The organism is Candidatus Limnocylindrales bacterium (assembly GCA_035626395.1).
Taxonomy (GTDB): domain Bacteria; phylum Desulfobacterota; class Binatia; order UBA1149; family CAITLU01; genus DASPNH01.
The window spans coordinates 96,589-111,438 of sequence record DASPNR010000031.1 but is presented as its reverse complement, the minus strand read 5'-3'; the positions used below and the strand labels follow the sequence as shown (position 1 = coordinate 111,438).

General features: G+C 67.6%; 13 protein-coding genes. 5 read left to right on the top strand and 8 right to left on the bottom strand.

Annotation, left to right across the window (positions count from 1 at the left end; translation table 11 throughout):
* Positions 1-77: 77 nt before the first annotated feature.
* Entirely contained in the window at positions 78-1,874 is a 1,797-nt protein-coding gene (locus tag VEC57_12005; protein HYB99844.1) for a hypothetical protein, read from the bottom strand.
* 804 nt (positions 1,875-2,678) lie between these two features.
* Between VEC57_12005 and VEC57_12000 the strand changes: the two genes are divergently transcribed.
* Positions 2,679-3,227 carry a SprT family zinc-dependent metalloprotease gene (locus VEC57_12000; protein HYB99843.1) on the top strand — a complete coding sequence of 183 codons (549 nt, stop codon included), beginning with the start codon at positions 2,679-2,681 and terminating at the stop codon, positions 3,225-3,227.
* A gap of 59 nt (positions 3,228-3,286) precedes the next feature.
* On the opposite strand, the gene VEC57_11995 is transcribed toward VEC57_12000, so the two are convergent.
* The gene (locus tag VEC57_11995) at positions 3,287-4,255 is read right to left on the bottom strand and encodes an alpha/beta hydrolase (GenBank protein ID HYB99842.1); all 969 of its coding nucleotides are present in this window, start codon (positions 4,253-4,255) and stop codon (positions 3,287-3,289) included.
* A 144-nt stretch (positions 4,256-4,399) separates the two neighbouring features.
* Here VEC57_11995 and VEC57_11990 point away from each other — a divergent pair, with 144 nt between their 5' ends.
* Together VEC57_11990 and VEC57_11985 are read left to right on the top strand one after the other, a co-directional pair.
* Positions 4,400-5,746, top strand: a complete 1,347-nt coding sequence (locus VEC57_11990; GenBank protein HYB99841.1) for an NAD(P)/FAD-dependent oxidoreductase — start codon at positions 4,400-4,402, stop codon at positions 5,744-5,746.
* 195 nt (positions 5,747-5,941) lie between these two features.
* Positions 5,942-6,220 carry a hypothetical protein gene (locus VEC57_11985; GenBank protein HYB99840.1) on the top strand — a complete coding sequence of 93 codons (279 nt, stop codon included), beginning with the start codon at positions 5,942-5,944 and terminating at the stop codon, positions 6,218-6,220.
* 128 nt (positions 6,221-6,348) lie between these two features.
* On the opposite strand, the gene VEC57_11980 is transcribed toward VEC57_11985, so the two are convergent.
* The gene (locus VEC57_11980) at positions 6,349-7,521 is read right to left on the bottom strand and encodes a DUF1343 domain-containing protein (GenBank protein ID HYB99839.1); all 1,173 of its coding nucleotides are present in this window, start codon (positions 7,519-7,521) and stop codon (positions 6,349-6,351) included.
* Positions 7,522-7,629: 108 nt separating this feature from the next.
* Here VEC57_11980 and VEC57_11975 point away from each other — a divergent pair, with 108 nt between their 5' ends.
* Together VEC57_11975 and gloA are read left to right on the top strand one after the other, a co-directional pair.
* A complete protein-coding gene (locus VEC57_11975) occupies positions 7,630-7,986 on the top strand; it encodes a VOC family protein (GenBank protein HYB99838.1) in 357 nt (118 codons plus the stop codon).
* Between the two features lie 92 nt (positions 7,987-8,078).
* Positions 8,079-8,459, top strand: a complete 381-nt coding sequence (gloA, locus tag VEC57_11970; protein HYB99837.1) for a lactoylglutathione lyase — start codon at positions 8,079-8,081, stop codon at positions 8,457-8,459.
* A gap of 13 nt (positions 8,460-8,472) precedes the next feature.
* Here the strand turns inward: gloA and ligD are convergent, their stop codons facing one another.
* From ligD to VEC57_11945, 5 genes are all read right to left on the bottom strand, one after another.
* Complete coding sequence (gene ligD, locus VEC57_11965; protein HYB99836.1) at positions 8,473-11,094, bottom strand: non-homologous end-joining DNA ligase; 2,622 nt, start codon at positions 11,092-11,094, stop codon at positions 8,473-8,475.
* Complete coding sequence (locus VEC57_11960) at positions 11,069-11,917, bottom strand: Ku protein (protein HYB99835.1); 849 nt, start codon at positions 11,915-11,917, stop codon at positions 11,069-11,071. Before VEC57_11960 ends, ligD begins: the two co-directional genes overlap by 26 nt.
* Positions 11,910-12,701 (bottom strand): Ku protein, encoded by a 792-nt coding sequence (locus VEC57_11955; protein HYB99834.1) that lies wholly within the window; start codon positions 12,699-12,701, stop codon positions 11,910-11,912. The genes VEC57_11960 and VEC57_11955 overlap by 8 nt, the downstream gene beginning before the upstream one ends.
* Positions 12,702-12,762: 61 nt before the next feature.
* Positions 12,763-12,951 carry a hypothetical protein gene (locus VEC57_11950; protein ID HYB99833.1) on the bottom strand — a complete coding sequence of 63 codons (189 nt, stop codon included), beginning with the start codon at positions 12,949-12,951 and terminating at the stop codon, positions 12,763-12,765.
* A gap of 211 nt (positions 12,952-13,162) precedes the next feature.
* The gene (locus VEC57_11945; GenBank protein HYB99832.1) at positions 13,163-14,791 is read right to left on the bottom strand and encodes an amidohydrolase family protein; all 1,629 of its coding nucleotides are present in this window, start codon (positions 14,789-14,791) and stop codon (positions 13,163-13,165) included.
* Positions 14,792-14,850 lie beyond the last annotated feature (59 nt).

The window sequence follows — 14,850 nt, the reverse complement described above, 5'->3', positions numbered from 1 at the left end:
GGGCTTCTGCAATGAAAAACGCGGCGGCCCAAGGGCGGCCGCCGCGTGTCTTGCTTCGGTGAGTGAGCGGCGGATGCCTACGGCGTCACGCCCACGACCGTTGCCGGAACTGCGCTGAAGTTGAACCCGGCCGAGAAGCCCTCGTAGTAGCTCGGGTTGTTGTTCAGGTCGATGTCGGCTGCACCCTCGATGACGACGGGAAGCAGGGTGCAGACCTGCGGTGGGCTGCTCAGACCGCCGTCGCCGCCAAGGGTGACGCAGATGCTCTCGGTTTCTTCCGGGCACTTGTCGGCCGCCATCGAGACGCAGCGCCCCTGGCTGGTCCACGCACCTTCCTCGTCCTGGTAGTACAGCGACTGCGTGTGGCCGAGGCAGTCGCAAAGCGGCGAGTCGAGCAGCTGGTTCAACGCGGTGTAGAACGAGTCCACGAGCAGATAGCCGCTGACGGCGCCGTTGTCGTACTGGATGCCAGCCGGCAGCACGGTGGAGTCGCCGGTGATGTTCACGCTGGCAATCGGCAGGTCGAGAAGCACGATGCCGAACGGAATCGGGAAGTTCAGCGTCGACGGTCCGGCCTGCAGGCCATCGACTCCCTCGTCGAACATCGAGGGATAGAACACGCTCAGCGGCTCGCCCTTTCCGGGCACGAAGGATCCGCGCTCGATCAGGAACTGGCCGGTGCCGGCCGACGCGGTCGAGTAGTCGGTGCCGTTGGTCCACTCGCTGGTCAGCGCCGTCAGCGCCAGCTCGTCCTCGGGCAGGCTCATCGTGTCCAGGCCCGGATGGTCGAGCAGCAGCGAGACGCTGCCATCCTGGATGGCCTCGTTCAAGAGTGCTTCCAGATCGAAGCCGATGCCGCTGAGGCTGTCGGCAAGCCGGGCCAGCGCGTTGTCGCGCTTGTCGGTGCCGTCTTCGATGAAATCGCGCGAGATGGTGCCGAAGTCTCGGCAGCAGGTCGGCTCGTCGTTGACGATCGTCGGTACCTGAACGTCGCTGATGTACGCGGTCGGACCTGCGACATACTCCTCGGGAGTCGCCGGCCAGTCGGGCCCGCACGAGTTGTCGTCTTGACCATTGTCGAGCGCGTCGCAGTCGGCCGTGACGCCGCCGGCAGCCAGCATCGTCAGGCAGATGCCGCAGTCGAGAAGATCGGCGCTGCAGGCGGCCAGGTTCGAGAGCGGCTCGGCCGCGCACGCGCCGGGGAAATAGTCGGCGACCATGAGACCGGGACAGCGCTTGTCGATGTTGAGCTGCGTCTTCTGCACGGCGCGCAGAACCTTGCCGCTGGCATCCACGCCGACGCACGCGCCGACATCGGTCGGCGAGTCGATCGTGCCCGCGCGCAGGCCACTGGAGACGCAGCTGTCGAACTCCTTCGTCATCGCCTTCATCAGCTTGCCGAGGCTGGCAACGACGCCCTCCTGGCAATAGGCGCCGGCCGAATCCAGGGACGACGGTACGATGGCGTCGTCGACGGGAAGGCCGAACAGATCGCCGGCGCGCATCGGATCATCGGCGAACGCATCGGCTGCCACGGCCGCGTCGTTGGGACCGATGGTCGGAACGGCCGAGCACGACTTGGTCGAAGCCGTGATCAGACCGGTCTGCGCCTTGCCGATGCCGAGCCCGTTGTCGGCCGCCAGGCAGTCGTCGGTCGTCTGGCCGCCGGGAAGGCTGGCGTCGGTGGCGTCGCTGACGCAGGTGGTGAAATTCTTGCCGACGGCGCCGATGATCTTGGCGCCGGCCTTGTAGATGGCATTGATGCACTTCTGCTGCTCGCTGGACTGCGCCTGCGCGAACGCCGATCCAGCCGGCATCAAACAAAAAACCACGCCCGCGCCCATGAGCGCGTAGCGACTCGAAAGTCTGGTCATAACCCCTCCCCTGAAGTGTAGAACGACCGCCTCTGTACCACTCCCGCCAACTTGCGGGAAGCGGAAATCGCCCGCTCTTTTGCAGTGGTGGCGGGCCTGCGGCCGCGGTCGGCGAGATCAACGCACAAGACGGAAAGGATGGTGCTGCGTTGTCGTGTGGATTGGTGTTCTCTTGCTGAACCGGTCGCCGCCCCATGCGGGGTTGGCGAGGAGCACGCGGTGGGGAGGCGGCGACCGGCACTTCCCCGACATCGATGGGTTTCGGTTCGCTCGCCGGCGAAATCGCAGCGGCCGGCCAAAGCTTCGGCGCCGTGGCCAGGTACGGCCGCGGCGCCGGCCCGGCTACGGCCCGGCTCCCAGCGGGCGTAGGATCTCGGGCGCTGCGCAACGGCGCGACGTCGAGAGGCGGGCGCAGCGGAGCAGTGCCTCGCAGTCGCGTGAAACTCCGCTACTGCCGCCGACAACCTTCTCTTCTTCCGCCCTTCCTCTTCGCTCGTGGCAATGGCGAGGCCGACTCGTCGCCCGGCCTCTCGCGAAATCCCGGCACGTGAAGATTTCTTCTGGCGTACCGCCAGCGCGCCGCCATACTGCGCGCTGGCCGCAATCGACGGCCGAAAAAATCATTGTCTCGTGTTGAGACGGGGGCAGGGCGGAAGTGGAAGTCGCGGGTGAATCGTTTCGGGAAAGGCAAATGGTCGCGGGGCGGGAGATGAATACGATGGCCGGGAAAGCAAGCGGCGCGCCGCCTCGGCGGCGACAGGCGCGGCGAGCGGCCGGCTCGGTCCCGTGCTAGCTTCCGCGCCCGTGAAAGCCTCGCAGAACGCTCTCGAGATCCCCGCACGCCAACAGCGCCTGCTGGCGCGATGGCTGCGTGTGTGGGAGACGCCGTCGTTGTCCGATCGGCTGCGCGTGGAGTTTTCGCCGCGCCTGCGTCGATCCTTCGGTCGCTGCTATCAGCGCGAGCGCCTGATTCGTCTGACGCCGTCGTTGCTCAGCAACCAGTCGCATCTTCTCACCGAAATCCTGTGCCACGAGGCGGCACACGCCGCCGTCTACGAGTTGTACGGTCCGCGCTGCAAGCCGCACGGCGTGGAATGGCAGGAGATGATGCGCATGGCCGGCTACGAGCCGCGCGTGCGAATCCCCGTCGCCGTTCGAAGCGCCGAGCACCCGCAGGGACGCAGCGGCAAGCCGCTCTACATCCATCGCTGCCCGGTGTGTCGGAAGGCGCGCGCGGCGGTGCGGCCCATGCGGCGCTGGCGATGCCAGCATTGCCGGCGCGACGGAAGAAGCGGCCGCCTGGTCATCCTGCGCAGCGCGTCTCAGCGCCGCGGCGCATCCTCGACGCGCTGAAGCTCGCCTGCATCGGCAGCGCGGTTCAGAACTCCCGCGCGGTTTGCCGGCGGCGCGTATCAGCGCCGAGCCGGCTCCTCGGGACGCGCACGCTCGCGGAGCGAGTGCTGGTGGATCTCCTTGGCCAGCAGATCGGGGTGAGTGACCGGCAGCATGTGCCCGCCATCCTCCAGAATGAACAGACGCGCATCGGGAATGCGCGTCTCGAGGTCCTGACCGACCTCGAGCGGCACCAGCTTGTCGCCGCGGCCATGGATGACCAGCGTCGGCGCCGTGATCTTCTCCGGCTCCAGCATGGCCGGTGCGCTGCGACGGTCTTCGAGCACGAACGACTCGAGCGTGCCCGGCAGCGACATCATCGTGCGCGTGTAGTCGGCCCAGCCGATGGGCGGGCGCTGCGGAGAGAAGGCCTCCGCGACCTGCTCGGCGACGACGGCGCGTGAGAGAGGCGGAACCGAGCCGACCCAGCGGAACAGCGGAACGGCCAGCGGCGATTCGGAAATTCGCTCGAGGAGATCCTGTTCGCGCTGCGGCTGCTTCGGGCCCACTGCCGCCACCAGGATCAGATGCGTGACGCGGTCGGGCCAGGTCTGCGCAACCATCTCCACGACCGCGCCGCCATACGACCAGCCCACCAGAGTGGCGCGTGGAATGCCGAGCACGTCGAGCAGCCGCACGAGATCGTTGGCATTGGATTGGTAGGTGTAGCGATCGGGCGCGTCCGGGGCGCGGGTGGAATACCCGTAGCCGACGCGGTCGTAGACGAGCACGCGGTGGCCGAGCGCCGCCAGCTTCATCGGAAGCCCGGCCCAGTCGTACGCGCTCGAGGGCAGCCCGTGCACGAGAACGATCGGAGGACCGCTGCCGGTGTCGAGCACGTTGAGGAAGAGATTCTCGCCGATGCGCACTTCGCGACCGCGCGGCGGCAGCATGCTCTCGTCGCGGTCGTAGCCGAGCAGGCGCGCCGACAATGGAGGCCCGAAGGCGATCACCAGCAGGAACACGAGGAGGCGAGCGAGCCAGCGCACGGCCGCATCCTAGCCCGAAGCCGGTCGCCAACCGAAAGGTCCGCGTGTCCGGCAGAGGTTCGCGCCGCTCGCGCAACGCCGTCAACGGCGCTACGACGACGCCATGACGGCAGCGGCACCTGCACCCGCGCTTCGAGAATGCCCGTGACGGCAGCGCCAACGGTGGCCATCGTGGGCGCCGGCGTGGCGGGCCTGACAGCCGCGCAGCGACTGGCCGGTCAGGGATTGGCAGTGACGGTGCTCGAGGCGCGTTCCCGCCTCGGCGGCCGCATCGACACGCGTCATGACTTCGGCCCCTGCGCCATCGAGCTCGGTGCGGAGTTCGTCCATGGGCGCCACCGCGAGCTCGTGCGGCTGATCGAGGAGGCCGGGCTTCACTTGGAGCCACGCCGCTTCGACCCGCTGGTGCTGCAGGACGGCCGCGACGTTACGGACCCGCAGGCATGGCAGGCGGTGTTCGCCGTGCTCGCCGATCCGGACGCTCCCGACGTGCCCATGGCCGAGCGCGCGCGTGCCCTCGCGGCCAGCGGTGCTCTGCCGGAGCGCGCCGTCGATACCATGTGCCGTTACGTCGAGGGCTACATGGCCGCTGACTTCGAGCGCGTCAGCGCCCGCGCGATCTCGCTCGAGGAGCGCGCGGCCGAGGGCATTGCGTCGCCGACCGACGCGTCCATCGCCGAAGGCTACGATGCGCTCGTGCGGCACCTGGCGCGCTCGCTGCAGCAGCGCAACGCTCGGATTCTGACCAGCACCGTGGTGCAGGAGATCCGATGGCGCCGGGGACGCGTACGCATCCGTGCGCGCGACGGCGCCGGCAGCGCGATCGTCGACGCAGACCGCGTGCTGGTGACGGTTCCGCTGACCATTTTGCAGCTCGACGGTGACGCGCACGGCGCGATCGCCTTCGAACCGCCCCTGCCCGACAAGACGGCGGCGGCACGTGCGCTCGCCATGGGCAACGTGGTCAAGCTGTTCCTTCTCCTGCACGGGCCGCTCGAGCGCATCCCCAACCTGAGCGAGACCGTTGCAGCAAAGCTCTCCACGATGACGTTCCTTCAGACGCCGGACGCCCCGGTCCCGACGTGGTGGAAGATCGGCACGAAGCGGACGCCGGTGCTGGTGGGATGGTCGGGCGGTGCCGCAGCCGAAAGGTTGTCGCAGCTGGATGATCGCGCCGTCGTGGCAGCGGGCATCGAGACGCTGGCTCGCGCGCTGAGCGTACCGGCTGACGTCATCGCCGCACACGTACGCGATGCAGCCGCGGTGAACTGGCTTCGGGATCCGTGGTCGCGCGGCGCCTATTCCTGGGTGCCGGCCGGCGCGCCGAAGGCTGCCGCCACGCTCGCGGCGCCGGTGGACGCAACGCTGTTCTTTGCTGGCGAGGCGACGGACACCGCGGGCTATCGCGGCACCGTGCACGGCGCCCTCGAGACGGGCCTGCGCGCGGCGCAGCAGATCCTGGACAGCGTCGCTGGGGCGGGAGACCGGTAGGTTCCGCGACCGCGTCGTCCTCTATCGGACGATCGTGGGTCGCGATGGGCCGCTGGCGCCGCCACGCCGGGGTGAATGCGGTGCCCGGCGAATGAAATGCCGATGCCGGCGGTCGAACCCGCATGCCTCCCCGAAGGCGGCCGAGGCCTCAGCGGAGGAACCTATCGTGAGGAGAAAGACGGAGGCTCTATGAGAATGAGCAAGGGAATCGCCGCGTGGCTGGCCGTTGCGGCCATGACCACGACGCTGGGTTTGCCGCCGGCGGTCGACGCCGAGACCAAGAACAAGATCGAGACCAAGGACGGCAAGTACAAGCAGGAGTACGAGGACGATCAGGGCGTCAAGACCAAGTACGAAGCGGACGCCGAGAAGATCAAGCAGGAATACGAGGACAAGGGCTGCAAGCAGAAGTACGAGAAGGACCTCGAGAGCGGCGAGGTCAAGGTCGAAAGCGAAGGCGACTGCGAACGCTGAGCGGATCGCTGCGTCGTACGGCAGCGCATCCGCCACCTGGTTCCGCGGCCGCGTGTCCCACCGTGGCGGGCGCGACACGGCAGCAGCGTGCTCGGTCGCAGGCAGCGCAGCACGGCGGCCGCGCGCTCTCAGTCATAGATCAGCGCAGCGTCCCGGCCGCGCTCATAGACGTCGATGCCGCCGGCGGCAATGGTTGCCACGGCATCGAGGTCGCACCCGGCATCAATCGCCTCGCGCACCGCGGGCTTGCCGGTGAGGAGGTCGATGGCGGGCACGTCGTCACGGAACTCGTACATCTCGGTGCGCCAGGCGAAGTCTTCCGGATACAGGCGGCGCAGCGCGACCAGCACGGCGAGGCCGGTGCGGTAGCTGTCGAAGCTGCGCCGGTCGCGCACGTGCAGCTGGACCGCGCCGCACATCCTGCGCGCATGCTTCTGGAACATCGGCTCGATGCTGCATGGTCGCATCGTCACTCCCGGCAGATCGCAGGCGGCAAGCTCGGCGGCCAGCGCACGGCCGTCGACGAATGGCGCACCGAACAGCTCGAAGGGACGTGTGGTGCCTCGGCCTTCGGATACGTTGGTGCCCTCGAGCAGGCACATGCCCGGGTAGACGATCGCCGTCTCCAGCGTGGGCATGTTCGGCGAGGGCATCACCCAGGGCAGCCCCGTCTCGTCGAAGTACTCGCCTCGACGCCATCCCTGGCACGGCACGACTTCGAGCTCGCAGCCGATGTCGAAGCTGACGTTGTAGAGGCGTGCCAGCTCGCCCACGGTCATCGCGTGCCGCTGCGGGACCGGATAGAGCGCGCAGAAGTTCTCGAGGCCGACGTCCAGGCCTCCGCCTTCGACCTGAATGCCGCCGATCGGGTTGGGCCGATCCAGCACGAGCACCTTGACGCCTGCCCTGGCCGCCGCGCGCATGCACAGCGCAAGCGTGGCGGCATAGGTGTAGTAGCGCGCGCCGACGTCCTGGATGTCGTAGACGAGCACGTCGATCTGCGCGAGGTGCTCCGGCGTCGGCGACAGCGACGCGAACGAGGCCCCGTACAAGCTGACTTCGGGGAGGCCGGTGGCGGCGTCGCGTCCCTCGTGGACGCCGACCATGTCCTGAGCGGTGCCGCGGATGCCGTGCTCGGGCCCGAACAGCAGCCTCAGGTTCACTTCGGGATGGGAGTGGAGAAGATCGAGGCCCGACCGCAGCGAGGCGTCGACGCTGGTGGGGTTGGCGAGGAAGCCCACGCGCCCGCCCTCGAGGTGGCGGCGTGGGTTCTGCAGGAGAACCTCGAGGCCGGTCAGCATCGGCAGATCATAGTGCGCTTCGCCGGTGCATTCGAGCTTCCGGCGTCGCGCTCGCTAGCGACAGCCGCAGCGCGAGACCTTGCCAGCCGCTTCCTGTATGAGCCGTTCGTGAGCTTGCCGCCGGCCGTGCATCACGTCGCGCTTCGAACCGGCGACATCCATTCGCTGGCCGCGTTCTACGCCGAGATGCTCGGCCTGCCGTTGATTCGTGATCTGGCCCCGCGCTCGCTGTGGCTGGGCCTCGGCGGCGACGCCGTGCTGATGATCGAGAGTCGTCAGGCCAAGGAGCCGACGCTGCCGGACGGCACGATGGATCTGGTGGCGTTTCGCGTGGATGCCGCACGCAAGGCGGCGGTGCGCGAAGCTGCGCTGGCGCGCGGATGCTTCGACGGCGAGACCGAGCACACGGTCTACGTGCGCGATCCCGACCACCGGCGCGTCGGCGTTTCCACCTACGAGTTCTGATGTGCGGCGCTTCGAGCTGCGGGCTCTGAAATGATCGCTCGCTCCTGCGAGCCGGTGATGGCGGCAGCGGCCTCGACGCTGCGAGGTGAACGATGAAGATCCTCCACACGATGCTGCGGGTGAAAGACCTGGAGGCCTCGCTCGACTTCTACTGCAACAAGCTCGGCATGCAGCTCCACCGGCGTACCGACTACCCCGGCGGAGAGTTCACGCTCGCATTCGTGGGCTACCCCGGCACGGAGCACGAGATCGAGTTGACCTACAACTGGGACGGCCGCGACTACGAGATCGGAACTGCCTACGGCCACATCGCCCTCGGCGTGGACGACATCTACGGCGTCTGCGAGACCCTGCGCGCAGCCGGCGTTCCCATCACTCGAGAGCCGGGACCGATGAAGCACGGCAGCACGGTCATCGCATTCGTCAAGGACCCCACCGGGTATCCGGTCGAGCTGATCCAGCGCAAGGAGTAGCGACGGCGGCGGCTCAGGCCACCTTCTCCTGAACGACCTCGCGTGCCTCCTTGTCGTCGCGCAGAGCCACGAAGCGCGCGTGCCGCAGGTGATTGGCGCGCGTCCACTCGGTGAAATCGATTCGCGCCACCAGCACCGGCTCGAGCCAGCGGCACTTCTTCATGACCTCGGCCGTCAGCGCCTCCCCGCGGCGGGCATTGGCCGGTTCGGGAAGATTGGCGAACGGACAGTCGGCGATGGTCAGGGCCGCGAAGCGCTGTGCGATCTTCCTGCGCAAGGCCGGAACGAAGCCGTTGCGGATCTTGGCGGCGAACATCAGCCGGTCGCCGTCGTAGTATCCGACCAGCAGGGCATCGAAGCCGTTGGCTCCCGGCATGTAGCCCCCGATGACCATCTCCTGTCCCTGATTCGTCTTGTGCTTGAGCCACGCGCCCGAGCGCTCGCCGGGCTCGTAGAGGCTGTCGGTGCGCTTGGCGATGATCCCTTCCAGGCCTTCCTTGCGTGCCATCGCCAGCACCTGCTGCGCATCGGCAAGAAACGACAACGACAGACGGACCGGGTCGGCAACGCGCGGCATGACCGCCGCTTCCAGGATCTCCCGTCGCTGCGAGTACGGCAGCCCGCGCAGATCGCGGCCTCGATACGCGAGGAGGTCGAAAAGATAGTAATGCAGCGGCGCGCCGGTGTTGCCGACGTTCTGCAAGGCAGCGAACGAGGGATGTCCCTGCTCGTCGAGCACCACGACCTCGCCGTCGACGATCGTTGCTTCCGGCAATGCATCGAGCGCGGCGACGATGGAGCCGAAGCGATCCTCCAGGGAACGGCCGCGCCGTGACAGCAGACGCGAAGCCCTGGCCGTGCGCAAGCCGAGGGCACGATAGCCGTCGAGCTTGATTTCATAGGCCCAGTTGGCGCCGGCGGGCAGGCGAGCGGTCAGCCTTGCCAGCATCGGCTCGACAAAAGCGACGCGCGCCTTGGGAAGCCCGGAGAGGTCCGGCTCGGTGGCAGGTGCCGCGCGCTGCCTGGTGGCGCGTGCCGCACGCTGCGTGGCACGCGCCGGCCGCCGCTCGGTGACACCAGCCGGCGCCTGCTCGCCGCCGCGGTTGCTCTGCCACGTGGCATCGGCAGCGTCGGCGATCTCCTGCATCGACCTTCCCGTCACAGCCGACGCATCGTCCTGCGCGGGAGTGAGCGCCTTCATCGAGCGGCCGCTGCGCATCAGGTGCCAATGCCTGCCGTCGCCGTCCGAGCGCAGGATCCATTCGCCGCGCAGCTTCCTACCGTCCAGATGGATGTGGAGGAAGCCCTTGTAGTAGTTTCCTTCGATGAGTGCGTAGGTGCCGGTGTCCCAAACCATCACCGTGCCGCCGCCGTACTGTCCTTTGGGAATGATGCCCTCGAAGTCGATGTAGTCGAGCGGATGATCTTCGGTGGCGATGGCCAGCCGCGTCTCGTCTCTCTTGTACGGCGGCCCCTTCGGCACCGACCACGACTTGAGCACACCGTGCATCTGCAGACGGAAGTCGTAGTGGAGATGGCTCGCCGCATGCTTCTGCACGACGAAGCGCCGCCGGCTGCCCTGACGGCTGCTGCGCGGCTCGGCGCCCGAAGGCTCCGGGGTCTTGCGGAAATCGCGCTTGGCGTTGTAGGCGGCGAGCTGTCGCTCGGTGCCCGCGCTGCCGCGGCCGCGTCGCGTGCGGCGCGCGTGAACGGCCTTCCTCACCTCGGCGGGCAGTTCCTGGCGCATCGTCAGCACCGGCTCGAAGAGGTCGCCGACGTCGTTCATGCGACGCAGTGCCTTTTCGGGCGTGAAGTAGAGGCGGTCGCGATCGCCGGCACCGAGCGCCGCCGCCAGTTCCTCCCACGTCATCGGCAAGGACACGAAGGGCACGACGTTCTTGGCCCGCAGCGAGTAGACGCCGACGGTGGTCTTGTAGTCGCTGTTCTGGCTCCAATCGATGAGGACCTTGCCGGTACGCAGCGCCTTGGACATGTCCGCGACCACCAGGTCCGGGCTGCGCGCGTGCATGAGCTGCGCAATCGCCTTGGCAAACGGTTGCACGACGTCGTAGGCAACCTCGCTGTTGAGCGGCACGTAGACCTGGATTCCCTTGGAGCCGGAAACCTTCGCCAGCGATTGCAGGCCGAGGTCGCCGAGCATGTCGCGAAGCTGCAGGGCCACGCGCGCGCACGTCAACACGTCGGCGCCCTCGCCAGGGTCGAGGTCGAAGACCGCGTGGGTCGGTCGCTGGATGTCCTGCGTGCGGTGCAGGAACGGATGGATCTCCAGATTGGCCAGATCCGCCGACCATACGAGCGTGGCCAGGTCGTCGATGACGATGTAGCGGATGGGAGGGCCGCCGCCGCGGCGAGGAACCGGAAACGTGCGCACCCACTCCGGCGTGAAGCTCGGCGCGTCCTTCTCGTAGAAGTGCTCGCCGCTAACACCGTCGGGAAAGCGCTTGAGGGTGACGGGGCGATCTTTCAGATGCGGCAGCAGGAAATCGGCGGCGCGGATGTAGAAATCAATGACCTGTCCCTTGCGGAAGCGGCCGCCGGGGTAGAGCACCTTGTCGAGGTTGGATACGGCGAGGCGGCGTCCCTCGATCTCAAGCTGCTCTCTTTTTCTTGCCACCGGTGGATCCGCCGGACTTCAGGCTCTTCTGCAGCACGGACATGAGGTCGATGACCTCGGCGGTGGCGCCCTCGGCTTCCTCGATCTCGACGACGTCCTTTCCCTGCGATTTCTTCTTCGCAGCCAGCTTCTGCACGCGCTCGGCGTATTCGTCCTCGAGCAGGCTGGCGGGAAGATCGCGCTTTGTCGCACGCCTGATCGCCTGCTCGAACGCCTTGACCTTGGCCGCGGCGAGCTTGGGCTTGTCGGGCAGGCCGAGCTGTTCGGGGCTTCGGATCTCGTCGGCGAAGCGCATCGTCTGGGCCCGAAGGATGCCGTTTTCGGCCAGGATCGCCACCAGATATTCCTTGCCGCGCATGACGAAGGTCGCGATGCCGGCGCGCCCGGAAGCCTCCATGCTCTCGGCCAGCAACCGGTAGGCCTTGGAGGAGCCGCCCGAAGGCGCCAGGTAGTAGCCGCGCTCGAAGTGCAGAGGCGGGATGTCCTTCAACGGAACGAACCGCTTCAGGTCGATGTCGCGCGTCTTCTCGGGCGCCAGTCGCTCGAGCTCCTCATCGCTGACGATGACGTACTTGCCCTTCTTGTGCTCGTAGCCGCGCACGATGTCCTCGTCGGAGAGGTCGCGGCCGGTCTTCTCGGAGTAGTAGCGGCGCTGCAGCGGCTGCCCGTCCGGGCTGAGCATGCGCATCGAGACGCGGCTGGTGCGGTTGGCCGGGTACAGGTCGACCGGAATGCTGACCAAACCGAACGTGATCGTGCCGGACCAGAACGGCCGCGCGCTCGTTTCGCCTTCGGCTTCCTTCTTCTTCCTCTGTCTAGGCAACTTCCCGCTCCTTGCCACGCTTCATCGCTTCGATGCTGCGCGCGAGATCGGACTCGAGATCCTTGGCCGCGCGACGCGGCTTCATCCGCACGAGCTTCGGACGTTTGCCCCTGGCGCGCGCCTCCAGGAACTCGACGACGCGGTCGCGATACTCGTCACGAAACTCTTCGGCATTGAACTCGCCTTCGAGCACGGAGATGAGCTCCTCGGCCATTCTGAGCTCGGTCTTGCTGGCGCCGCGGCCTTGCGGCTCGGGCAGCTCCTGCGGAAGCAGAACTTCCTCGGCGTTGCGCAGCGTGACCAGCGCAAGATAGCCGTCCTGCGCACGCAGCGCGCCGAAGTACTGCTTCTTGCGCATCACCCACTTCGCCACGCCTTCCTTCTTCTGCCTCGCCAGCGCCTCGGCCAGAGCGAAATAGCCGGCAGCGTCGCCGTCGGGGCCGAGGAAGTACGGTCGCTCGTACCACTGCGGATCGATGGCGCCGACTGGCACGAAACGAACCACTTCGATGTCGCGCGCCGCCTCGGGCTCGAGCCGGGCAAGCTCCTCTTCGCGCAGCACCACGAAAACGCCAGGTTCGACCTCGAAGCCTTTCTGGATCTCCTCGTTCGGGACTTCGTCGCCGGTTTCCGGGTGCACCATGTGCTGCTTGACGCGGGTGCGCGTGCGCTTGTCGAGCAGGTGGAAATGGACCGTGTGGTCGGTGACGGCCGAGTACAGCTTGACGGGCAGCGCCTGACGTCCGATGTGGAGCTTGCCCTTCCAGATGGAGCGCGCGCTCATCGGGAGCCTCCCCTGCATCCCTGCCGCGCGCTCGTCCGCGAAGGCGTGTCCGAACCGCGGCTCACGCGCAGCCTCCGCAGTGCAGCTCGACGGTCACGCAGACGGTGCAGATCGGCCCGTCGCAGGAGCTGCAGCGCGACTCGGTGCCGCAGGCGAAGGCGTGGCCGCAGATGGTGCAGACATCATTCGAGTCGCAAAGCAGCCACCACGCCTGCCGCGCCGGCTGAAGCCGACGCGACGCTGCAGTCACGCCGCGGCGAGAAGCGGTCGAGGATTCGGATCGAGCGACACGTGAGGGCACTCGGGCCTCCTGACGGACGAGATGGAAAGGCGACGCCGCAGGTCCGGGGTTCATTCACGCGAATGCGCCTGCGACTCCTTCCCCACCGAGACGGTCCTTCGGCTGCTCTCGAGGCCCTGACTCTGTCGAGCCATGCCGCTCCGCCGCGGCATCGGCGCAGCTACCGCCGGATCACCGCCCCCGCCTTCGCACCGGCGTCATAGCGATCGCCGTCGACGACGCAGCGCCCGTTGATGAACACGCGCTCGATGCCGCGCGGGAACTGCGACGGCTTCTCGAACGTCGCCGTGTCCTCGAGCGTGCGCGGATCGATCACGACGAGGTCGGCGGCGCATCGCTTGCGCACGTAGCCGCGATCGCTCCAGCCGAGGCGCTCGGCGGGCGCGCCCGTCATCTTCCGCACCGCCTCCTCGAGCGGGAACAGCCCGCGCTTCACGTACGTATGCAGCACGCGCGGGAACGTCCCGTAGCTGGCCGGGTTCTGATGCCCGCACGCAGTCACGAACGTGTCGGTCTCGATCGTGCACAGCGGATGGCGCAGCACCGCCTCCAGTGCGCTCTCGTCGGCGGCGTCCCCGCTGTACTTGTGGATCAGGACGCGCGCGTTGCGGTGGCTGGCCAGCACCATGCGCGCGTAGAACTCCCACACGCTCATGCCGGCATCGCGCGCGGCATCGCCGCAGAACCAGCCGTTGTACTTCTCGAACGCCTCGGCGTTGGCGTTCATGATCTGGATGTCCTCGAGGTGGAAGCCGATCTGCGCGAACACGGCCTCACCCACGGCCACCAGCCCTTCCATCTGCTCGGGGCTCGACAGCACGTTCTCGAGGAACGGCAGCAGATCGGGCGGGAAGATCACGCTCGCCGTCGTGTTGCCGGCGGTGTACGGGAACGCGTCGAACGCCACGTCGAGCCCGCGTGCGCGCGCCTCGTCGATGATGCCGATGGCTCGCTCGGCCGTTCCCCAGCTGCCGCGGCCGACGAAGATGAGATGGCTGATCTGCAGCCGCGCCTTGGCCCGTTCCGCCACCCGCAGGATCTCCTCGATGGCCTGGATGTTGTGCGGCGTTGCGGTCGGATCGGTGTGGTAGACAGGGCTCGACCAGCTGTAGGCGCGCAGGTGCGAGGTGAAGATCTTGCCGGCCTCCCGCGCCCACTGCGCATACGCAGCCAGCTCTTCCTCGCTGGCGAAGATGCCGGGCGGATAGCCGAGACCCGAGCTGACACCGACGCAGCCGTCATCCAGCGCCTGCCTGGTCAGCCGCTCCATCTGCGAAAGCTCGTCGGTACTGGGCGCGGCGGGGTTGAGATGACCCGTGACCGCGGCGCGCACGGCGCCATGGCCGACGAGTTGCGCGACGTTGATTGCCACGCCGCCCTGCTCGAGCGCATCCAGGAACTGCCCGAGCGTCTCCCATCGCAGATCGATCGGCTCATCGCCGATGAGCAGGCTGGCCTCGGTGATGGTCGCGCGCGTGCGGTCGGTGATGGGGCCGGGACTGAAGCCGCAGTTTCCGCCCACCAGCGTGGTCATTCCCTGGCGCACGAACGGCTCGAGCAGCTTGCCGTGCTCGGCTCCCGGGACCAGGAAATCGGAATGGCTGTGGATGTCGATGAAGCCGGGCGTGACGATGCGGCCGCTGCAATCGATGATCTGCTGAGCCTGCAGCCCGGCCAGATCGCCCACGGCCACGATCTCGCCGCCGGTGACGGCGACGTCGGCTCGAAACGCTGCGCTGCCGGTACCGTCGATGACGCTGCCGCCGGTTAACTTGATGGAGCATTCCATGGGGCGGTTTTAGCGCCGGTGCGGGGTGGAGCAACAGCCGGGCGGGCGGTGTCGCATGC